The sequence below is a fragment of the Roseibium sp. ROS1 genome (assembly GCF_054658215.1).
On sequence record NZ_BAAGIG010000001.1, the window covers coordinates 175,506 to 195,869 of the forward strand.

The window sequence follows — 20,364 nt, forward strand, 5'->3', positions numbered from 1 at the left end:
TTTCCGGCTTGCCCGCCCAGGGTGTGGAATGGCTGAATTTTCGACATGAGCCGTACCCAGATCATATGAAAACGCGTTGCCACGTTGAGGATCACACAATAATCTCCCTGAAAAATTCGGGAGACGCTCATGACCTACAGACTTTTGAAACTTGCTTTTGGCCTGACCCTCGCCTTTGGCTCGTTCCAGGCTCACGCGGAAACGCGGATCACCTATAAATCCGCCAAGACCGGTTCCTCCTATTACCAGATGGGTGTCCAGATCGCGGAAGCCATCAAGGCCGGCAGCAATGGCGACATGATTGTCACCGTGGAAGAAAGCCAGGGCTCCGTTCAGAACGTGATGGAAGCCAAGGCGCGCGGTGGTGACTATGTGTTCACGACGCCGCCAGCGCTCGTTTCCCTTGCCCAGGGCGGCAAGGCCATGTTCGAAGGCAAGGGCGATCCGAAGTTCGATGAAATCCGTGCCCTGTTTCCGATCCCGTCGTTGACCATGCATTTCGTCATGTCGGCCGATAGCGGTGTTTCCGACTTTGCCGGCATGGAAGGCAAGACGATCCTTCTCGGCAAGGGCTCCTTCGGTGCGACGGAAGGCGAGAAATATCTCAAGATGTTCGGTCTCGAAGGCAAGGTGAACATCGCTGACGCGGAACTTTCCAATGCGGTTGCCGCACTCAAGAACGGCCAGATCGATGGTTTCGTGACCGCCGGTTCCTGGCCCGCGCCGAATGTTATCGAGGCGGCTGCCTCCGCGGACGTGACAGTGCTTTCGCTCAGCGACGACCAGATTGCCGAAACCAAGCGTTCTAAACTGGTCATTCCGGCCGGGACCTATGCCGGCCAGGCCGAGGACATCGTCACCACCTCGCTGCCGGTCGTTGCCTATACGACCAGCGCCATGGACGACGACACAGCCTATGCCCTGACCAAGACCTTCTGGGACGAAAAAGCCAAGATGGGCGAAGAAGCCCCGTGGTGGAACGGTGTCGACCAGGCACTGATGGCCAATATCACCGGCAAGGTCCACCCGGGTGCCGCACGCTACTATCAGGAAGCCGGCATTGAATTGACCGACGCCCAGAAGTAAATCACAAGATCGAACGCGGGGCGCCATGGCAGGATCTGCCGGAAAATGGCGCCCCGTATCGTTCGAGCAGACATAATGGTCCGGCGGAAATCGTCCAACGGGCCCTTCCAGGACTGTCCAAAAGCATCAGTTCCCTGCCTTGCGCGGGAGAGCGCTCTGACAGAATGAAACCGTGCAGCGGCATGTCGCCCCTTCGGCAGATAAGCTGCGCAACCAGATAGAAATACCAGCCCATGATCAGTGGTGACACCGCGACATCGCCCTTCCAGCGAATGGCCATGCTTCTTCTCGCAACGGCGCTTGTCGTATTTCATCTCGGGCTGATCTTCTCCGGTCTGGTGCCGAACCTCGTCAGCCGGCCGCTTCATCTTGCACTTGCCCTGCCATGGATCTTCATCTTTGCCAAAGGCGGTTTTCTCACGCGCGTGAGCGGTGCAATCCTGTGTGCTGCAGGTGTGGCCGTCTGTCTGTGGATCGTGGCCAACCAGTCCGCGCTTTCGGACCAATACGGCTTTCTGGAAGGTGACTTCCAGTTCTGGATGGCCGGCACCCTGTTGCTGGTTGTGCTTGAGGGCGCGCGTCGCGCAATCGGCTGGCCGCTGCCGGTGGTGGCGGCGCTGGCACTGGCCTATGGCATGTTCGGTCAGCATATTCCGGGTGAATTCGGTCACTCCGGCACGCCGCTTGCGAGTTTTCTCGGCACGCTGACCATTGCTGAAGGCGGGGTCTGGGGAAGCCTGACCGGTGTCTCGGTGGGCGTGGTCGCCATTTTCGTGATTTTCGGCGCTGTTCTGAATGCCGGAGAAGCCGGACAAGGGTTCATGAACGTCGCTGCTGCGGCGGCAGGCCGGCTCAAGGGCGGGGCGGCCAAGGTGTCCGTGTTGTCTTCGGCGCTGTTCGGCTCCATTTCAGGCTCCGCGTCTGCCAATGTGGCTTCCACCGGTGCAATCACTCTTCCGGCCATGACGCGGCTCGGCTACCCTAAAAAACTGGCGGCAGCCGTCGAGGCAGTTGCGTCCTCCGGCGGCCAGATCATGCCGCCTTTGATGGGGGCAGGGGCCTTCGTCATGGTGGAGCTGACACGGGTGCCCTATACCCAGATCATGGCAGCGGCCTTGCTGCCTGCAATTCTTTATTTCTTCGCGGTCTGGGTGGGCATCAATGCCTATGCCAAGCGGTATGACCTTGCTGCCATCGACCAGGGCGATCAGCCGCAAATGCGCCAGGTGGCCATTACCTCAGCCTTCTTCCTGGTGCCGTTCTCCGTGCTGCTGTGGGGCATGTTCGTCGCGCGCTATACACCGCAATACGCGGCCTGCATTGCCATTCTGGCCGGTTTCGCGCTGCTTTTCTTCAACGCCCAAGGAACCTTTGCACTCAAGGACATCCTGCTGCGGCTGGAAAGCGCGGCTTTGAACTCGGCCCGTCAGGTATCGGTCATCGCGGCGATCATCGTCTGTGCATCGATCATCATCGGTGTGCTGGCGATCACCGGGCTCGGCGTCAAGATCACCTCGCTCATTCTGTCCGGGTCGGGTGGATACCTGTGGCCGTCCTTGTTCCTGACCGCGCTTGCCTGTCTGATCCTCGGTATGGAAGTGCCGACGACCGCGGCCTATGTCATCTGTGTTTCCGTTGCCGGACCGGCCTTGATGCAGCAGGGGTTGGAACCCTTGCAGGCGCATCTTTTCGTCTTCTGGTTCGCACTGCTGTCGACCATCACGCCGCCTGTCTGCGGAGCCGTCTTCATCGCCGCCGGGATGATTGGTGAAAACTGGCTGAAGGTCGCTCTTTCCGCCATGGCGCTCGGCATTGGCCTCTACATCATTCCTCTGGCCATGGTCGCCAATCCGGCGGTGCTGGAGCTTGCGGCCCGCCCGCTGCCGGCGCTGCTTGCCGCGGCCAAGATCGGCCTCGGGCTGGGCCTTGTTTCCTACGGTGTCATAGGCTTCAGGAAGCCCCTGCAGAGACTGGCTGCAAGCAGCGCAGGCCTTCTGATTATCTTTGTCGGGGGCAATCTGCTCTAGTCAGTCGCCCTAGGTGCCCTGGCCACAGCCTTCCGGCTTGAAAATTCGTTGTGTCGAAGCTGGGTGGCGCAGCAGGGCTGCTGCCGGCCGAATTGGGCGTTGCTGAAAATTGCCGCCGCAGTTGGGGCACGCGCCATTGAGGACGTTTCGGGCGCAGGCCTCACAGAACGTACATTCGAAAGTACAGATAAAGGCTTCTTCCGATTCCGGTGGAAGGTCCTTGTTGCAGCATTCACAATTGGGGCGCAGATCCAGCATGGCGGTCTCCGGTAAGGATTTGTCCGTCAAGGGTCATCCGTTGCGGTCGGTGAGGTCAAGCGGCAATCGCTAGCTCTTTTGAACGCGCTTTCCGAAATCGACGTTGCTGCTCTTCCCGAGGCCGTGTCTGAGGCACAGGTAGATGATGGCTAGGCTTGCCAGCAGCCAGAGTGCACCCCAGAAAATCGTGGGGCCGCCAAACTCTTCCGCCAGCATGTAGGCATCGGAACGGGCACCTGAGCGACGGATGGTGTCGTCGAAAATGTCGAAAGGCACGTAGAGGATGCTGGTCAGGCCGATGACGCGCAGAATCAGGTCGTTGACCGTGACACTGAGGAACCGGGCCGCCGCCAGCATGGCCACGCCGGTGCCGATGCAGAAGGCAAGGGCAAAGAGGTCGCGGATATAGAGCAGCGCGACCAACAAGGTGAAGGCACCGAGCAGGCCCAGCACGATGCGGTCTGCATTTGTTTTCAGGGCAATCATCAAGAGTGCCATGCCGATGGCAAGTGAGCCGAGATACCCGGCCGTCAGCGTCAGGAACCGGCTGCCACCGCGTGTGATCGCATGGCCACCCTGCCAAGGCGAGAGAGAGATTTCCTCCACGGAACCACCGGTCAGGATGGCCGCCAGCGCGTGGGACAATTCATGCAGATAGACGATCAGGATCTTCAAGGGCACGACCAGGAAGGTGTTCCAGAAGAGGAACATCACGGCGGTAATGAGGATGAGCTGCCAATGGCCTTTGAGGATCTGCATGAAATTGAAAAGTCCGTCTGAGGGCGGAAAAGTCAAGCCGGCATGCCTGGTTCGCCCGACATCACGCGTGCATTCCTCAGGATCCGTTAAGCTGACGTGAGTCTCAGCGTTCCGTCAGTTTCAGTTCGATCCGGCGGTTCTTGGCCAAAGCGTCCGGTGTTTCCCCTTCTTCCAGCGGCTGGAATTCGCCGAACCCGGCTGCGACAAGCCGCTTGGGGTCGACGCCGCGTTCGATCAGGTAGCGGACCACGGAAATGGCGCGGGCGGCGGAGAGTTCCCAGTTGTTACGCAAGCGTCCGGTGCCCGACAGGGGGCGGGCGTCGGTGTGCCCGTCAACACGCAGCACCCAGTTGATCTCGTCCGGGATCTGACCGCTGAGTTCCTGGATGGCGTCTGCGAGCTTGTCGAGTTCCTGCCGGCCTTCCGGATTGATGTCTTCCTGACCGCTGTCGAAAAGCACTTCGGACTGGAACACGAACCGGTCGCCAACGACGGAGATGTCGGAACGCTGGGACAGGATTTCGCGCAGGCGACCGAAGAAGTCCGAGCGGTAGCGCGACAGTTCCTGCACGCGCTGAACCAGTGCGGCGTTCAGCCTCTTGCCGAGGCTGGCGATCTTGGCCTGGCTGTCGGCTTCCTTTGCCTCGGAAGCTTCAAGAGCAGCGTTAGCGGCAGCTATCTGGCGGCGTAGTGCCGCGATCTGCTGATTGAGCAGCTCCACCTGGGCAAGGGCGTCCTGGCTGATCTGACGTTCGTCGTCGAGCAGGTTTTCCAGCTGGGTGGCGCGTCCGCCGGCCGCATCGGCTGCACCGGAACTGTTTTCCAGAAGGCCAAGCAGCCGGGTCTGTTCGCTCTGTGCATCGGAAAGGCTGGCCTGCAGGCCGAGGATCGTGTCTTCCAGCTCCCCGGAATTGGCGCGCTCCAGGGCGAGAAGCTCCGTCAGCTCGCTGATCTGGGCATTCAGCCGGTTCAGCACCGTGTCGCGGCCCGATAGCTGCTGCGACAGGAAGAACTGGGCGATCATGAAGATGGACAGCAGGAAGATGATGACGAGCAGCAGTGTCGCCATGGCATCAACGAAGCCGGGCCAGTAATCGGTCGACTGGGCCCTTCGGCGAGCGCGCAATCCTGCCAGTCCGGCCATCGTCTACTCCTTCGCGCGGTCGAAAGCGGCGGCGATCGAGGACAGGAGCCCTTCGATGCGCTTTTGCTGTTCGCCCTGGGCCTCGGCCCAGTCGCGCATCATCTGCTGTTCGGAGCGAACGTGTTTCACCAGGCCCTGAATGCCTTCGGCCAGATTGGCCATGGCCTGGTTGGCATTCTTGCTTCCGCCTTCCTCAACGCTTTTCTGCAGGGCGGAGATCGAGGCCTGTATCTGTTCGACGCCGGGTGAATCCGGGGCATTGAACAGGCTTTCTTCCGGATCGATGTCAGTAACCGTGGACAGCCAGTCTTCCAGCTCGTTGTAGAACCGGTTCTGGGCCTGTCCCGCCTGCAGATCCAGGAAGCCGAGCACAAGCGAGCCCGTCAGACCGAAGAGCGAGGACGAGAAGGCCGTGCCCATGCCGGACAGCGGCGCTTCCAGGCCTGCTTTCAGGTCCTCGAAGATAACGTTGGCATCACCCGAACCGACGTCGAGCGACTGGATGGTCGCGCCGACCGAGCTGACGGTCTGCAGCAGGCCCCAGAACGTGCCGAGCAGGCCGAGGAAAACCAGGAGGCCTGTGAGGTAGCGCGACATCTCGCGGCTTTCCTCAAGACGCATTCCGATGGAATCGAGGATCGAACGGGCGGTGGTTGGCGTCAGGGCCATGTCGCCGGACTTGTTGCCGAGCAGGGCAGCCATCGGCGCCAGCAGCACCGGCGAACGCGTGTCGAGGCCCGGGTCGCCGATCCGGAAACTGTTGACCCAGGAGATTTCCGGGAACAGTCGGATCACGCGGCCGAAGAGCAGCAGCACACCGAACACGCCGACAAGCACGATCAGGCCATTCAGACCCGGGTTGCTCATGAAGGCCGTCGAAATCTGCGGGAACAGGATGAAGGCGATGAAGGCAACGATCACCAGAAAGATGATCATGAAGGTCAGATAGGCCCGCGGACTGGACAGGCTGTAGGGGTCAAATTCACGGGCCATATTGCGTTATCAATCACCTGAATTGGACGTAACTGATTGATAGCGTGATTTTTAACGGCTTGGAAACCTCGAATTGCCGAAGAGGCCCGAATAAAGTCTGGAAAGCCCGAAAACCGCCGGGTTTATCCAAAGGCCTTCTCATGAAGAGACGGGCCGTGGGTCCCGTCTCCCGGGGTGGGCGGTTTGCGCCGCACATCTTTCAGGTCAGCGTGATGCGCTTTTCGAAGATGAGGGTGTTCGCGTCGCGGTGCTGCCGGGAAGCGCTGGAGGCAATCAGCCCTGAGCCGGGGTTGCCGCCTTTTTCAGAAGCTGAAGCAGGTATTTGTGGGCGTCTTCGTTGCCGACAACCACATCGCCGCTTTCCAGCATCTTGTTCTTGCCCTGAAGATCGGTGACGAAACCACCGGCTTCGCGCACCATCAGGAGGCCGGCCGCAATGTCCCAGCTGTTCAGGTTGCGCTCCCAGAAGCCGTCGAGACGGCCGGACGCGGTCCAGGCAAGATCGAGGGCAGCCGCGCCGCAGCGGCGGATGCCAGCGACTTCCGGCATGATGTAGCGCAGCTCGCGCAGTGTCCGGCCATGGTCGCCCGACCCGATGAAGGGCAGGCCGGTGCCGAATACCATCTCATGCAATTCGGTGCGGCCGGCAACCCGCAGGCGACGGTCGTTCAGGAAGGCGCCGCGACCGCGTTCAGCGGTGTAGAGCTCATCCATCACCGGATTGTAGATGACCCCGGCCACGATCTCGCCAGCCCGTTCCAGTGCGATGGAGGTGGCGAAGATTGGAATGCCGTGCAGGAAGTTGGTGGTGCCGTCGAGCGGGTCGACATGCCAGCGATGCTGGCCGTCGGTTCCTTCAACTTCACCGCTTTCTTCCATGACCAGCCCGAAGGTCGGGCGGGCCTTGGTCAGTTCAGCGCGCACAATGTCCTCGGCGCGGCGGTCTGCAGCCGAGACGAAATCGCCGGGTCCCTTGCGGGACACCTGAAGGTTTTCTACTTCACCGAAATCGCGAACCAGAGAGCGTCCGGCTTTCGTTGCGGCTTGAACCATCACGTTGAGGAGAGCTGTGCGGGCCATTGTTTGTCACTTGTTGTTGGGTGCCGCCCGGCAAAATCCGGGCGCGCCAATTTGAAGTCTTGCCGGGAGGAGATCAGTCCGCGCGGCGGACGTACTCCAGTGAACCGGTGTCGACGATGATCTTTTCGCCGGCGGTGATGAACGGAGGTACCATCACGCGGACGCCGTTTTCCATGAGCGCGGGCTTGTAGGACGAAGACTGGGTCTGGCCCTTCACCACTGCGTCGGCTTCCCGGATTTCCAGGGTCACGAACTGCGGCAGGGTGATGCCGATCGGGCGCTCTTCATGCAGTTCGACGGTCACCATCATGCCGTCCTGCAGGAAAGCGGCGCGGTCGCCGACGAAATCAGCCTGAAGTTCCAGCTGCTCGTAGGTTTCGGTGTCCATGAAAATCAGCATGTCTTCCTGGGTGAAGAGATACTGGAAGTCTTTCTGCTCCAGACGGACGCGCTCGACCTTGTCTTCGGAGCGGAAACGCTCGTTGAGCTTGCGGCCATCGAGCAGGTTTTTCATTTCAACCTGTGCGAAGGCACCGCCTTTGCCTGGCTTGACGTGTTGGACTTTGACAACCGCCCAAAGCGTGTCCTGGTGCTGAAGCACGTTACCGGGCTTTATTTCGTTTCCGTTGATTTTCATGGAACGACCGACTGTTTGATTTGTTTGGATCTTAGGGTCTGTTGACCATTAGAAATCCGCCGCGTCCGGTGGAAACTCCACCCAAACCACGACAAAACTCCAAAACTCAACAGAACCTTTAGCAGGGCGAGACCGGCGGGCCGCCGATGCGCCTGAAATTTGCTCGCGCCTGTCCACCACAAAAGCCGGTGGAGTTCAAGGAAAAAAGGCAAACATCCTTACGATTCCGCGCTTCCTCGCAAGGTTTACGGAGATTCCTTGCCGGGCTCCTCCGACGGGGCCATCAATGTGGCCGAATATTGTTCGGCCAGCTTGCGCGCTTCATCCATTGTTGTTTCGTCCAGACTTTCGATAATCCGGTCGAGCGAGAAATCGGAAACACCCAAGGTGCGGGCAATCAGGTGCCAGCCCGCTGCGGCGGCAAAATCCTGTTCCCGACCACGGCCGTAGGCATAGGTCCGTGCCAGCCGGTTCATCGCGACCGGGTTGCCGGACGTGGCGGCCCGCTCGAACCAGTCGGCGGCTTCCGTCTCGTTCGGATCGACGCCCTTACCCTGGAACCGCAGAATGCCGTAGTAAACCTGCGCGGAGGTGTGTCCGCGGCGGGCTGCACGGCCAAGCCAGAACGCACCCAGGCCGGGGTCGTTCAGCCCGGTCTGGGCTTCCAGATAGGAAAGGCCGAGCGCGTATTGCGCTTCCGGATCGTTTAGCTGGGCGGCTTCTTCCAGAAGTTCTCGCGATTTCTTCTCGTCGAAGGGGCGGCCTTCGCCTTCCTCGTAGAGCAGGGCGAGATTGTAGAGCGCAGACGCATTGCCCGCGTTGGCAGCCTCTTCGAACAGGTCCGCTGCCTTCTTCTTGTCGACTTCGACACCGGTGCCGAGCAGATAGAGCTGGGCCAGCTGCATGGCAGAGCCGGTATCACCCTTGGCGGCGGCCAGGCTGTACCAGTCGGCAGCCTTGGCCTTGTCCTGATGTATGCCGAGCCCGGCTTCGTGCAGCACGCCTAGCAGGGCTTGGGCGGCCTTGTCGCCCTGTTCCGCCAAAGGGGTCGCAAGACCGAGCGCGGTCAGGAACCAGCCGCGTTGAAAAGCGGTGTACGCGGTATCAGCGTTGGCGACTTCGCCTTCTTCCAGTTTCGGCGGACCCGCGTCGACAATGCTCAGCAGTGTCTTGTCCTTGGTCGTGACGTCGATCAGCACCGGTAACGGTTTGCCATCCGGGCCTACTGGTACGTCCGGCTCTGGCGCTGCCTCACCGGCCTCTGTTGTTTCGCTGGTGCCGGTGTTGTCCTGGGCAATGGCCGGAGAAAACGACACGGATGACAGCATTCCAGCTGCCAGCAACCCTGCCGCAAGCAGAAAGGGGGCGTGAAGTTTCCGGCGTAGGCTCGTTTCAGGTGTCGGCATGCATCCAGCTCTCGCTATTCGACTTCAGGAAAGGGATGGGCGTCCAGAATACGATTGGCTTCGGCAATCACGGATGAAATATCCGTGTCCGATTGCCAGGCAGCATCCTTGAGGGCAACAAAATCTGCTCCGGTCGCGGCAACGTCTCCCAGAGTTTCTAGCGTGTTGCCGGCAAGTGCGACGCAGGGTGTTTCGAACAGTTCTGCCCACCAGGAGGCGCTGGACAGGGTTCTGTCATGGGCCTCGGCTTTTTCAGGCAGGTCCAGCTTGCCGAAGAAGATGTAGTCGACCCCGGTTTCGGCCCATTCCATGGAATCATGCTTCAGCTTGGTGCCGCCGGTGCCGACGATACGATCGGGTTTGAAGCTTTCCACGGCCAGCTTCAGGTCTTCCAGCGAGGTGTCGACGTGGACGCCGTCGGCGCCGCTGCGGCCGGCTGCCTGGGTATCGCGATAGACGATGGCCGCCGCACCGCCTTCCTGGATGATCGGAACAAGTTCGCTGGCAGCGGCTTGCAGATCCTTGGTGCTGGCGCCAGGGCGGTAGATCATCACGCAAGCGATGTCACCACCGGTGAAGGCCTGTTTGAGCTTTGCCGCCATGTCGGCGGTGTCAAATTCCGGCGGCGTCACGAGAAAGAGGCGGGGACGGTTCACTTGTGCGGTCCTGATTGATGTCTGATCGGGATTTTGTCCCTAAAGACGGCGAAAGAGGGACGCAAGGCCCCTCTTTCAATAAAGTGAAAGAATTTCTCTGCCGGTCCGGCCGAAAATCAGGCGATCTTCGGATCCAGTTCGCCAGACTGATAGCGTTTCGCCATGTCGGCAAGCGTAACGATCTTCTTGATCTTGGACGCCTGGCCGGCCGTGTTGAAGGCTTCCAGACGCTCGATGCACAGCTTCTGCATGGCATCGCGGGCAGGCTTCAGATATTTGCGCGGATCGAACTCGCCCGGGTTCTCGCTCAGGATCTTGCGGATCTGACCGGTCATCGCCATGCGGTTATCGGTGTCGATGTTGACCTTGCGCACACCGTTCTTGATGCCGCGCTGGATTTCTTCCACCGGCACACCCCAGGTCTGCGGCATCTGGCCACCATACTGGTTGATGATGTCCTGCAGGTCCTGCGGCACGGAAGACGACCCATGCATGACAAGGTGGGTTTCCGGCAGGCGGCGGTGAATTTCCTCGATCACATGCATGGCAAGGATTTCGCCGTCCGGCTTGCGGGTGAACTTGTAGGCACCGTGGCTGGTACCCATGGCGATGGCAAGAGCGTCGACCTTGGTTTCCTGCACGAACTTGACGGCTTCTTCCGGGTCGGTCAGTAGCTGGTCATGGCTGAGCTTGCCTTCCGCGCCGTGGCCGTCTTCCTTGTCGCCCATGCCGGTTTCAAGAGACCCCAGAACACCGAGTTCACCCTCAACGGAGATGCCGCCCAGATGGGACATGTCGGTCACGGTCTTGGTGACGCCGACGTTGTAGTCCCAGTTTGCCGGGGTCTTGCCGTCGGCTTCAAGGGAACCGTCCATCATCACAGAGGTGAAGCCGGCCTGGATGGCCGTCATGCAGGTTTGCGGAGCATTGCCGTGGTCCAGATGCACGCAGACCGGAATATGCGGATAGATTTCCACGACGGCGTCCATCATGTGCTTCAGCATCACGTCGTGGGCATAGGACCTGGCACCGCGGGAGGCCTGGATGATAACCGGGGCGTCGGTCTGGTCCGCCGCAGCCATGATCGCCAGTGCCTGCTCCATGTTGTTGATATTGAACGCCGGAACGCCGTAGTCGTGTTCAGCAGCATGATCAAGAAGCTGGCGGAGGGTGATACGTGCCATCAAAAATCTCCAGAGGGTCCGGTTCCAATGAGCCGACAAGGTTCGCGAAAAATCACGACACCTATTTTGCGGTGCGTCAAGTCCCGCTGGTTCTAACAATATTTGTGGCCATTTAAAGAGGGCCAGCTTCGCTTAAATCAATTAAAATACAAGGGTCTGCCGGAAATCGTGTTGGCAGATTTAATTTGCGGATCGAATTAAATTGAGGCGGTCGGCACCACCGCCCGGCGAGTATTAAACCGGCGAACTGATATCGACAAATGTTCCGGCCGGATCTCTGACAATCATCCTCATCTGGCCATAGGGCATTTCGCGAGGTGCCTCGACCACGTTCACACCGAGTGTCAGGGCACGCTCGTATACCGTTGAACAGTCGTCGACGACAAAGGTCAGGATCACTCCTGCGGTGGCGCGCTGGGCACGTGCCGGGACAATCTCGCTGGTCTGTTTCAGGATGCCCAGCTCGAGGGCCGGGTTATCGGCATCGGCAAGGTTTACAAACCAGTCGGACACGAATTGCGGCTGCAGGCCCAGGAGGTCCTGATAGAAGGCCGCCGTTGCGGCGACCTCCTCGGTCAGGATGTTGGTGAAACAGCGTTGCATGACAGATTTCACCCCACTTCGATGTCAGGCTTCGAGTGCCTTCACCCCCGGCAGTTCCTTGCCTTCCAGCCATTCCAGGAAGGCGCCGCCGGCTGTGGAGACATAGGAGAAATCGTCAGCCGCTCCCGCGTGGTTGAGCGCTGCAACGGTATCGCCGCCACCGGCCACGGAATTCAGCTTGCCCGCCTTGGTGTTGGCAGCGGCATGCTTGGCAGCCGCAACGGTTGCGGTGTCGAACGGGGCGATCTCGAACGCGCCCAGGGGGCCATTCCAGACCAGGGTCTTGGCGGCGTCGATCTTGGTTTTCACCGTTTCGATGGATGCCGCACCGACATCGAGGATCATGCCGTCTGCCGGGATGGCGTCGAGCGAAACAGTTTCGTTGTCAGCGCCGGCCTTGAATTCCCTGGCAACAACGGCATCGGCAGGCAAGACGATCTCACAACCGGCCTTGTCGGCTGCGGTCATGATGCGTTTTGCGGTTTCAGCCAGATCATGCTCGCACAGCGACTTGCCGACGTCCGTGCCTTGTGCGGCCAGGAAGGTGTTGGCCATGCCGCCGCCGATAACAAGCATGTCGACCTTGGCAACGAGGTTTTCCAGCAGATCGATCTTGGAAGAAACTTTCGCACCGCCGACAACGGCGAGAACCGGACGAACAGGATTGCCGAGCGCGGAGCCCAGGGCTTCAAGTTCCGCCTGCATGGTGCGGCCTGCATAGGCTGGCAGAAGCCGGGCAATGCCCTCTGTGGAGCCGTGGGCCCGGTGTGCCGCCGAAAAGGCGTCGTTGACATAGATGTCGCCGTTGGCGGCCAGAGCCTTGGCGAAGTCCTGGTCGTTCTTTTCTTCACCGGCATGGAAGCGGGTGTTTTCCAGCAGCAGGACATCGCCATCGACCATGACGTCGACAGCATCCTTTGCCGCCTGGCCGATGCAGTCGTCTGCAAAGACCACGGGTCTGCCAAGCAGGCCGGCAACCGCCAGGGCGACCGGGCCGAGCGACATGTCGGCAACGCGCGCGCCCTTCGGGCGGCCGAAATGGGCGAGCAGGATGACCTTTGCCTTCTTGTCGGACAGTTCGCGGATGGTCGGCAGGACCCGCTCGATACGGGTGGTATCGGAAACCTTGCCGCCGTCCATCGGCACGTTGAGGTCGACGCGGACCAGAACGCGTTTGCCTGCAATGTCAGTCAGATCATCGAGAGTTTTGAAAGCCATTGATTTACCTGTTGGAAATCGCCCGTCTTCAAGGACGGCTGGAGTTGGTGGAAACGGCGATGCCGATGCCGAACAAGGTCAGGAGAATGCCGAAGGACCGTTCCATCCAGAGCTTGGCACGCATGAACTTGAGGCGTACGGCGGGAAGTGTGAAGAAGACGGTCACCAGAACAAACCAAAGGAACACGCCGCCCGCCATGATCACGCCATAACCGATCTGGGTCCAGAGCGGCGTTTCGGGAGACGTCACCTGCAGAAACACCGAAAGGGCGAACATGGTGGCTTTCGGATTGGTCACGTTGGTGAAGAAGCCCCAGCGAAGCGCGCGGAAGGGCGACATGCCGGACAGGGCACCGTCGGCCGGCATTTCCTTGGATGCCGTGCGGTACATGGTGACGCCCAGGAAAACGAGGTAGGCAGCGCCGATCAGTTTCAGCGCGTTGAAGAGCAGGATCGACTGGGAAACGATCAGGCCGATACCCGCCAGTGCGTAAGTGACGTGTACGCCGAGGGCCAGCGCGATGCCGAGCGCAGTCATGATGCCGGCGAGCCGTCCGCCGATGAGGGCATTGCGCAGGACAACGGCAAAGTCGGGCCCGGGAACGATTGCGACCACGACGGTCAGCGAAATGACGGTGAGCAGTTCGAGCAAGCAGGGAACTCCGGGAAGGATAAGGATCGAACAGGGAGAGTTATCGATCTGGCGGTGATTGAAGGTTGGCCATCGTTTCGGACTTTTGTCCGTCAACATCCGGCTGCCAGGACCGTTTGGTGTTTCTTGCGGAGCGTTCCTTCGACCGTTCCACGAAATAGAAGCCGACGCCGATCAGGACAACAAATACGATCAGAAAAGTCAGCGTGGTCATGGTCAGGATCCTTCAATTGGACTCAGGAATTTCCAGCCGGGGAATCCGGCTTTCGCAAGACATCGGTATTGAGGCTGCCCATGTCAGGCTCATCGTCCTGATCTGAAGGGAACCGTTCGTTGTCCCGCTTCATATCGAGCCAGTAGAACCCGAAACCCACTAGGCAACCAACCGCGAACAACGACCCAAGAATGACCAGTAGAGCGGTCATGACGGCGTCTCCAGGATTGAACTGCAAGTCTGCAGCTCCAGTCTACATGACCTTTGCCCCGGGGCTATGCCTGAATCGAGAAAGTTTTTTGCGGCTTTGCCGGAAAGACATCCATACCGACAAAAAAGACGCCGGATGAACCGGCGTCTTTCGAAGGCAGGGATCAGATGAGCTTTGCCATCGCCACGGCCGTGTCGGCCATGCGGTTGGAGAAGCCCCATTCGTTGTCGTACCAGGACAGGATGCGCACGAAAGTGCCGTCCATGACCTTGGTCTGGTCGCAATGGAAGACCGAGGAATGGCTGTCATGGTTGAAGTCCATCGAAACCAGCTTGTCTTCGGTGTAGCCGAGCACGCCCTTCAGTTTGCCGTTTGCGGCTGCCTTGATGGCTTCGTTGATTTCCTCAACGGTGGTGTCGCGCTTGGCGATGAAGTTCAGGTCGACCACGGAAACGTTCGGCGTCGGGACACGAATGGCCACACCGTCCATCTTGCCGGCCAGGTCTGGCAGTACCAGGCCGACGGCCTTTGCAGCGCCGGTGGAGGTCGGGATCATGGACATGGCCGCAGCACGGGCGCGGTAGAGATCCTTGTGCATGGTGTCCAGCGTCGGCTGGTCACCGGTGTACGAGTGGATCGTGGTCATGAAACCTTTTTCAATGCCGATGGTTTCGTTCAGCACATAGGCGACCGGGGACAGGCAGTTGGTGGTGCAGGACGCGTTGGATACGACCAGGTCGTTTGCGGTCAGCGCATCGTGGTTGACACCGTAGACGATGGTCTTGTCGGCGCCGTCGGCCGGGGCGGAGACCAGAACGCGCTTGGCGCCGGCTTCCAGATGCATGGAGGCCTTTTCCTTGGCGGTGAAGATGCCGGTGCATTCCATGGCGACTTCAACGCCAAGCTCGCCCCAGGGCAGTTCCTTCGGGTCGCGGATCGCGGTCACCTTGATCGGCTTGCCGCCACCGACGGAAATGGTGTCGCCATCGACCTTGACCTCCGCTGGGAAACGGCCGTGCACGCTGTCGTAACGCAGCAGATGCGCGTTGGTCTCGACCGGGCCGAGATCGTTGATCGCAACGACTTCAATGTCGGTGCGGCCGGATTCGATGATCGCACGCAGCACGTTGCGGCCGATGCGTCCAAATCCATTGATTGCTACCTTGGTTACCATAATCCACTCCCGCAATCTTCGGTGTGCCTCAGAAGGGGCTAAACCGATTTAAAAACCACATAATGTGGTCACTTGAAAAGCACTTGATGTGCCCGTAGGCCCGGCACCATAGGAGGAAGTCTTGGTGCCGGGAATTGATTTCGGTTAAACGATGAGCTTTGCCTTGGCGGCTGCAACCACGGCGTCCGCCGTGATGCCGAAATGCTCGTAGAGTTCCTTGTAAGGCGCGCTCGCGCCAAAGCCGGTCATGCCGACAAAGATACCGTCCGCACCAATAAAGCGGTCCCAGCCCATGCGGATGCCGGCTTCAACGGCGATCTTGACCGGGCTGTTGCCGATGACGGCGGCCTTGTAGTCGTCTGACTGTGCTTCGAAAAGCTCGTACGACGGAACGGAGACCACGCGCACGGCAATGCCGGCCGTGCTCAGGTCCTTTTGAGCGTTGACGGCGATTTCGACTTCCGAACCGGTCGCGAAGATGGTCACGGCCGCGTCTTCGTCGCTGTCGATCAGCACATAGGCACCCTTGGCGCAGAGGTTGTTTTCCTCATAGGTCTTGCGCAGCGACGGCAGGTTCTGACGGGTCAGTGCCAGGACCGACGGTCCGTCGCGGTTTTCCAGCGACAGCTGCCAGCACTCGAGTGTCTCGGTGATGTCGGCCGGACGGAAGAAGGTCAGGTTCGGGATCGCGCGCAGGGCGGCGAAATGTTCCACCGGCTGGTGGGTCGGACCGTCTTCGCCAAGACCGATGGAATCATGGGTCATGACGTGAATGACCCGCTGGCCCATGAGGGCTGCGAGACGGATCGACGGACGGCAGTAATCGGAGAAGATCAGGAAGCCGCCGGAATAGGGGATCAGGCCGCCGTGCAGAGCCATGCCGTTCATGGCTGCCGCCATGCCGTGTTCACGGATGCCGTAGTGGATGTAACGGCCGGAGAAATCGTCCGGGGTGACTGGCGCGGTCTGAGGCGTCTTGGTGTTGTTGGAACCGGTAAGGTCGGCGGAGCCGCCAATGGTTTCCGGAACAACTTCGTTGATGACGCCCAGAACAGCTTCGGAAGCCTTGCGGGTCGCCATGGTCGGCTGTTCGTCGGCGAGCTTCTTCTTGTAGTCCAGAACGGCCTGGGTGAAGCCGGCCGGCAGGTCGCCACGATTGCGGCGCTCGAATTCGGCGCGGGTCTCGGCGTCAGCTTCGGCAAAGCGCTTCTGCCAGTCCTTGTGAGCCTGGGCGGAGCGAAGGCCGGCAATGCGCCAGGCGTCCAGAATGTCGCTCGGAACTTCAAACGGCGCGTGCGGCCAGTTGAGCGCGGCACGGGTGCCGGAAATTTCGTCTGCACCAAGCGGCGAGCCGTGAACCTTCGCGGTGCCTGCCTTGGTCGGTGCACCGAAGCCGATGGTGGTCTTGGCGGCGATCAGAGTCGGGCGGTCGCTGGCCTGTGCCTGGCGGATCGCGGCGGAAATGGCGACCGGATCGTGACCGTCGACGCTGAGCGTGTTCCAGCCGGAGGCGGCAAAACGGGCCTGCTGGTCGGTTGAATCGGTGATTTCGACCTTGCCGTCGATGGAAATGCCGTTGTCGTCCCAGATGACGATCAGCTTGTTGAGCTTCAGGTGACCTGCCAGCGACAGGGCTTCCTGGCTGATGCCTTCCATGAGACAGCCGTCACCGGCCAGCACATAGGTGTAGTGATCGACAAGATCCTCGCCGAAGCGGGTGGACTGCAGGCGCTCGGCGATGGCCATGCCGACCGCGTTGCCGAGACCCTGGCCGAGCGGGCCGGTGGTGGTCTCAATGCCGGCGCCGTGGCCGTATTCCGGGTGCCCGGCAGTGCGTGCGCCGAGCTGACGGAAATTCTTGATCTCGTCGAGGGAGAAGTCTTCATAGCCCAGCAGATACAGCAGGCTGTAAAGCAGCATCGAGCCGTGACCGGCGGACAGAACGAAGCGGTCGCGGTCGGCCCAGTTCGGGGATGTCGGATCGAATTTCAGGAATTCGGTAAAAAGAACTGTCGCGATATCCGCAGCGCCCATGGGCAGGCCGGGGTGACCGGAATTAGCCTTTTCCACGGCATCGATGGCAAGAAAGCGGATCGCATTTGCCATGCGCTGGTGTTTATCAAGATCGGTCATCGTGGTCCCGTTGCTTGCTTTGGAGCCCCCCTTGGCCGAAGCAGAGAGCCCGGCAAGGTTGTTTTGAGGTGCGTTGCTCAAGAATTAACACTCGTCAATCTCGAACAGGCGCCAGACAAATATCAGGAACGGCACCCGAGTCAATAAAGCTGGTTTGGGTCTTTTGAGGGCATTGCCGGGGAAGAATTTTTTCTTCCACGCGTTATAGAGTTGAGGATTCTGCCAATGGTGGCATTGACTGAGAGAAGTTGCGGTGCCTAAGCTCGACGCTCTAACAAAGATTTGCTTTTTCGCCGTGAAACGTGCTTTGCCGCGCATTCTCTGAAATGCCCGTAATTTGAGCAGCAACTCCAGGGTCGAAAGCGCCAAATCTCCAGTCTGACCTAGGAAGGAATGGGCGGACCGCCGCAGAAGAACGATTGGGACGACGTAATTAATGGCGGATGTCGACTGCATGGAAAAGACCAGCCTGGCCGATGCGGTAAAGCGGCTGGACAAAGCCGTCGGCAATCTCGAAGCGGCTGTCCAGCGCCGTCTTGATGCAGACAGGTCGCTCAATGCCCTGCAGGATGACCTGCAGCGGCTCGGCGAAGACCGTTCCCAACTGGCAGCCTCACTCGATGAAAGCGAAGCACGGGCTTCCCGGCTGGAAGAGGCCAACCGGGATGTCTCCCGGCGGCTTGTCTCGGCAATGGAAACCATCCGCAGCGTGCTCGACGCGCACGGAGGCTAGGCGCATATGGCTCAGATCACGGTTACCATCAACGGCAAGTCCTTCCGCATGGCCTGCGATGACGGCGAGGAAGAGCGCCTGATGGGCCTTGCTGCCCGTTTCGATGGCTGGATCAACGACTTGCGAGGCGCCTTCGGCGAAATCGGCGACCAGCGCCTGACGGTAATGGCCGGCATCATGGCGGCCGACCAGCTTTCGGAACTGGAGCGCAAGGTCGCCCGGCTTGAAGAACAGCTGGCCGATGCCAAGAAACAGCAGGTGGCCGCGCTCGACAACATGAGCCAGAACGAGGAAGAGCTGTCGCGTGCCGTCAATACTGCCGCCGCTCGGATCGAAAGCCTTGCGGACGGTCTTTCCAAGAGCTTGCGGGCCCAGGACAACGCCTGAGGCGACTGCCGATCCGGCCAGACGGCAACGGAGAGTGCCCGCAACTTCGTTTGTGATGAAATCCATGCCGCACTGGTAATTGCCGTCGCACCGGATTATATGCGGTACTTGCGGCTGCCCGATACGTCAGGAACATTATCCCCGGGGCCTTACGCATTCCCTTGGGAGCTGTCCCTGCGCTGGGCCGTGGTCCGTTGCATACGGCGCCCACCTACATTGTAGGTTTCCCGGGATTGCAAATCCAACGGTCGGGCGGCTGCGCGTTTCCTTTTCAGGACGCGGGCCGATCCATTCTATTCGAGGCCCCATGACCGACCTTTCCTCTATTGCTGCCGAAAAAGACAGTCTTCGCAAGCAGGTGCTTGCCCGCCGCAAGGCAATGCCGGAGGTGGAGCGGATCGAACACAGCCTGATGCTCAGCGATCACGCCGAACATCTGCCGCTGCCGGCAGGAGCAGTTGTTGCAGGGTTCTGGCCGATCCGGGACGAAATTGACCCGCGCCCGCTGATGGACCGCCTGCGCCAGCTTGGGCACCCCCTGTGCCTGCCCGTGATGACCGGCCCGAGCCTCATCTTTCGCCGCCTGGAGCGGGATACGGAACTGGTTTCCGCCGGTTTCGGCACCTCCGAACCCGGCCCCTCTGCCGGGGAAGTGCGCCCGGATGTTCTTCTGATGCCGCTTGCCGGCTTTGACGGCAAAGGCACGCGCATCGGTTACGGCAAGGCTTTTTACGACATTACAATTGCGCAGCTGCAACACTCCGGGCCCCTTTTGTGCATCGGGCTTGCCTTTTCCGTGCAGGAGGTTGACCGCGTCCCCGCGGAAGCGCATGACAAGCCGTTGAATGGAATTCTGACCGAGCAGGGGTACCGGGCGTTCGGCTGACGGCGAAAGTGATCGCCGAAGCAGGCCGCCCAGTGAGGATATATGCGTATTCTGTTTCTGGGCGATCTTGTCGGCCGCGTGGGCCGTACCGCCGTCATTGAGCAATTGCCGGAGCTGGTGGAAAGCAACCAGCTCGATTTCGTGATCGTCAACGGTGAGAACGCTGCGTCCGGGTTCGGCATTACCGAGACGATCCTGCAGGACGTTCTGGATGCGGGCGCCGACGTCGTGACCACCGGCAACCACGTCTGGGACCAGCGTGACACCCTGGTCTATATCGAGCGACAGGACAGGCTGCTTCGCCCGGTAAATTATCCCTCCGGGACGCCGGGGCGCGGTGCGCACCTCTTCACGGCCAGAAACGGCGCAAGGGTGATGGTGGCCAATGTGATGGGCCGCGTTTACATGGATGCGCTCGACGATCCCTTTGCCGCCATCGACAACGTCATCAACGGATGTCCGCTTGGCGATGTAGCCGATGCCATCATCGTCGACATGCATGCCGAAGCCACCAGCGAGAAACAGGCCATGGGCCACTTCCTGGATGGCCGGGTCAGTCTCGTTGTCGGAACGCACACCCATGTGCCGACGGCCGATCACCAGATCCTGGAAAACGGCACGGCCTACATGTCCGATGCGGGCATGTGCGGTGCTTATGACAGCGTTCTGGGCATGGACAAGGAAGAGCCGGTCAACCGGTTCCAGCGCAAGATACCGAGCTCCCGGTTCACACCGGCAACAGGCGATCCGACCATCTGCGGTGTCGCCATCGAGACGGACGATCGGACCGGGCTTGCCGAGCGGGTTGCGCCGCTTCGCATAGGCGGCCGGCTGGAGCCTGTGATCCCGCCCTTCTGGCCGAACGGGGCTTGACCACGGCCGAGAATTTCTCTGCGCTGGATTTTCCGGGTCAACTTGCCTAT

The 20,364-nt window shown here is 60.2% G+C and carries 23 protein-coding genes and 1 other RNA gene; 7 read left to right on the top strand and 17 right to left on the bottom strand.

The window, feature by feature from the left end; genetic code table 11:
• Positions 1 to 129: 129 nt before the first annotated feature.
• Together ACYQ6M_RS00765 and ACYQ6M_RS00770 are read left to right on the top strand one after the other, a co-directional pair.
• On the top strand, positions 130 to 1,086 hold the full coding sequence (locus ACYQ6M_RS00765) for a TAXI family TRAP transporter solute-binding subunit (protein WP_460071584.1): 957 nt from the start codon (positions 130 to 132) through the stop codon (positions 1,084 to 1,086).
• Positions 1,087 to 1,319: 233 nt separating this feature from the next.
• Positions 1,320 to 3,113 (top strand): TRAP transporter permease, encoded by a 1,794-nt coding sequence (locus tag ACYQ6M_RS00770; RefSeq protein ID WP_460071586.1) that lies wholly within the window; start codon positions 1,320 to 1,322, stop codon positions 3,111 to 3,113.
• A gap of 9 nt (positions 3,114 to 3,122) precedes the next feature.
• On the opposite strand, the gene ACYQ6M_RS00775 is transcribed toward ACYQ6M_RS00770, so the two are convergent.
• From ACYQ6M_RS00775 to ACYQ6M_RS00855, 17 genes are all read right to left on the bottom strand, one after another.
• A complete protein-coding gene (locus ACYQ6M_RS00775) occupies positions 3,123 to 3,371 on the bottom strand; it encodes a DUF1272 domain-containing protein (protein WP_460071588.1) in 249 nt (82 codons plus the stop codon).
• A gap of 69 nt (positions 3,372 to 3,440) precedes the next feature.
• The gene (locus ACYQ6M_RS00780) at positions 3,441 to 4,130 is read right to left on the bottom strand and encodes a M50 family metallopeptidase (RefSeq protein WP_209171434.1); all 690 of its coding nucleotides are present in this window, start codon (positions 4,128 to 4,130) and stop codon (positions 3,441 to 3,443) included.
• A 103-nt stretch (positions 4,131 to 4,233) separates the two neighbouring features.
• Positions 4,234 to 5,274, bottom strand: a complete 1,041-nt coding sequence (locus ACYQ6M_RS00785; RefSeq protein WP_023003479.1) for a peptidoglycan -binding protein — start codon at positions 5,272 to 5,274, stop codon at positions 4,234 to 4,236.
• 3 nt (positions 5,275 to 5,277) lie between these two features.
• Entirely contained in the window at positions 5,278 to 6,267 is a 990-nt protein-coding gene (locus ACYQ6M_RS00790; RefSeq protein WP_023003478.1) for a flagellar motor protein MotA, read from the bottom strand.
• A gap of 273 nt (positions 6,268 to 6,540) precedes the next feature.
• The gene (locus tag ACYQ6M_RS00795; RefSeq protein WP_077291762.1) at positions 6,541 to 7,347 is read right to left on the bottom strand and encodes an inositol monophosphatase family protein; all 807 of its coding nucleotides are present in this window, start codon (positions 7,345 to 7,347) and stop codon (positions 6,541 to 6,543) included.
• Positions 7,348 to 7,420: 73 nt separating this feature from the next.
• A complete protein-coding gene (gene efp, locus ACYQ6M_RS00800) occupies positions 7,421 to 7,984 on the bottom strand; it encodes an elongation factor P (RefSeq protein ID WP_006932138.1) in 564 nt (187 codons plus the stop codon).
• A gap of 245 nt (positions 7,985 to 8,229) precedes the next feature.
• Complete coding sequence (locus ACYQ6M_RS00805; RefSeq protein WP_229004903.1) at positions 8,230 to 9,390, bottom strand: tetratricopeptide repeat protein; 1,161 nt, start codon at positions 9,388 to 9,390, stop codon at positions 8,230 to 8,232.
• A gap of 14 nt (positions 9,391 to 9,404) precedes the next feature.
• Complete coding sequence (locus ACYQ6M_RS00810) at positions 9,405 to 10,046, bottom strand: thiamine phosphate synthase (RefSeq protein ID WP_152509548.1); 642 nt, start codon at positions 10,044 to 10,046, stop codon at positions 9,405 to 9,407.
• A 116-nt stretch (positions 10,047 to 10,162) separates the two neighbouring features.
• Entirely contained in the window at positions 10,163 to 11,230 is a 1,068-nt protein-coding gene (fba, locus tag ACYQ6M_RS00815; RefSeq protein WP_023003474.1) for a class II fructose-bisphosphate aldolase, read from the bottom strand.
• 234 nt (positions 11,231 to 11,464) lie between these two features.
• Entirely contained in the window at positions 11,465 to 11,833 is a 369-nt protein-coding gene (locus tag ACYQ6M_RS00820) for a VOC family protein (protein ID WP_077291765.1), read from the bottom strand.
• 24 nt (positions 11,834 to 11,857) lie between these two features.
• Positions 11,858 to 13,051, bottom strand: coding sequence for a phosphoglycerate kinase (locus ACYQ6M_RS00825; RefSeq protein ID WP_228871315.1), 1,194 nt, complete (start codon positions 13,049 to 13,051; stop codon positions 11,858 to 11,860).
• A gap of 28 nt (positions 13,052 to 13,079) precedes the next feature.
• Positions 13,080 to 13,703, bottom strand: coding sequence for a LysE family translocator (locus tag ACYQ6M_RS00830; RefSeq protein ID WP_023003471.1), 624 nt, complete (start codon positions 13,701 to 13,703; stop codon positions 13,080 to 13,082).
• A gap of 40 nt (positions 13,704 to 13,743) precedes the next feature.
• Complete coding sequence (locus ACYQ6M_RS00835) at positions 13,744 to 13,917, bottom strand: hypothetical protein (RefSeq protein WP_023003470.1); 174 nt, start codon at positions 13,915 to 13,917, stop codon at positions 13,744 to 13,746.
• Positions 13,918 to 13,939: 22 nt separating this feature from the next.
• The gene (locus ACYQ6M_RS00840; protein WP_023003469.1) at positions 13,940 to 14,128 is read right to left on the bottom strand and encodes a hypothetical protein; all 189 of its coding nucleotides are present in this window, start codon (positions 14,126 to 14,128) and stop codon (positions 13,940 to 13,942) included.
• A gap of 163 nt (positions 14,129 to 14,291) precedes the next feature.
• Positions 14,292 to 15,302, bottom strand: coding sequence for a type I glyceraldehyde-3-phosphate dehydrogenase (gap, locus tag ACYQ6M_RS00845; RefSeq protein WP_077291767.1), 1,011 nt, complete (start codon positions 15,300 to 15,302; stop codon positions 14,292 to 14,294).
• Positions 15,303 to 15,446: 144 nt separating this feature from the next.
• On the bottom strand, positions 15,447 to 17,435 hold the full coding sequence (gene tkt, locus ACYQ6M_RS00850; protein WP_460071594.1) for a transketolase: 1,989 nt from the start codon (positions 17,433 to 17,435) through the stop codon (positions 15,447 to 15,449).
• Between the two features lie 84 nt (positions 17,436 to 17,519).
• The gene (locus ACYQ6M_RS00855; RefSeq protein ID WP_077291768.1) at positions 17,520 to 17,804 is read right to left on the bottom strand and encodes a hypothetical protein; all 285 of its coding nucleotides are present in this window, start codon (positions 17,802 to 17,804) and stop codon (positions 17,520 to 17,522) included.
• Between the two features lie 67 nt (positions 17,805 to 17,871).
• Here ACYQ6M_RS00855 and ACYQ6M_RS00860 point away from each other — a divergent pair, with 67 nt between their 5' ends.
• The 5 genes from ACYQ6M_RS00860 (at position 17,872) to ACYQ6M_RS00880 (ending at position 20,314) form a co-directional block, all read left to right on the top strand.
• A complete protein-coding gene (locus ACYQ6M_RS00860) occupies positions 17,872 to 18,168 on the top strand; it encodes a DUF4164 domain-containing protein (RefSeq protein WP_077291769.1) in 297 nt (98 codons plus the stop codon).
• 6 nt (positions 18,169 to 18,174) lie between these two features.
• A complete protein-coding gene (locus ACYQ6M_RS00865) occupies positions 18,175 to 18,555 on the top strand; it encodes a cell division protein ZapA (RefSeq protein ID WP_023003457.1) in 381 nt (126 codons plus the stop codon).
• Between the two features lie 108 nt (positions 18,556 to 18,663).
• Positions 18,664 to 18,818: non-coding RNA, 6S RNA (gene ssrS / locus ACYQ6M_RS00870), on the top strand.
• 44 nt (positions 18,819 to 18,862) lie between these two features.
• On the top strand, positions 18,863 to 19,441 hold the full coding sequence (locus ACYQ6M_RS00875; RefSeq protein WP_460071597.1) for a 5-formyltetrahydrofolate cyclo-ligase: 579 nt from the start codon (positions 18,863 to 18,865) through the stop codon (positions 19,439 to 19,441).
• A 42-nt stretch (positions 19,442 to 19,483) separates the two neighbouring features.
• Positions 19,484 to 20,314 carry a TIGR00282 family metallophosphoesterase gene (locus ACYQ6M_RS00880; protein WP_023003453.1) on the top strand — a complete coding sequence of 277 codons (831 nt, stop codon included), beginning with the start codon at positions 19,484 to 19,486 and terminating at the stop codon, positions 20,312 to 20,314.
• The last annotated feature ends 50 nt before the right edge of the window (positions 20,315 to 20,364 follow it).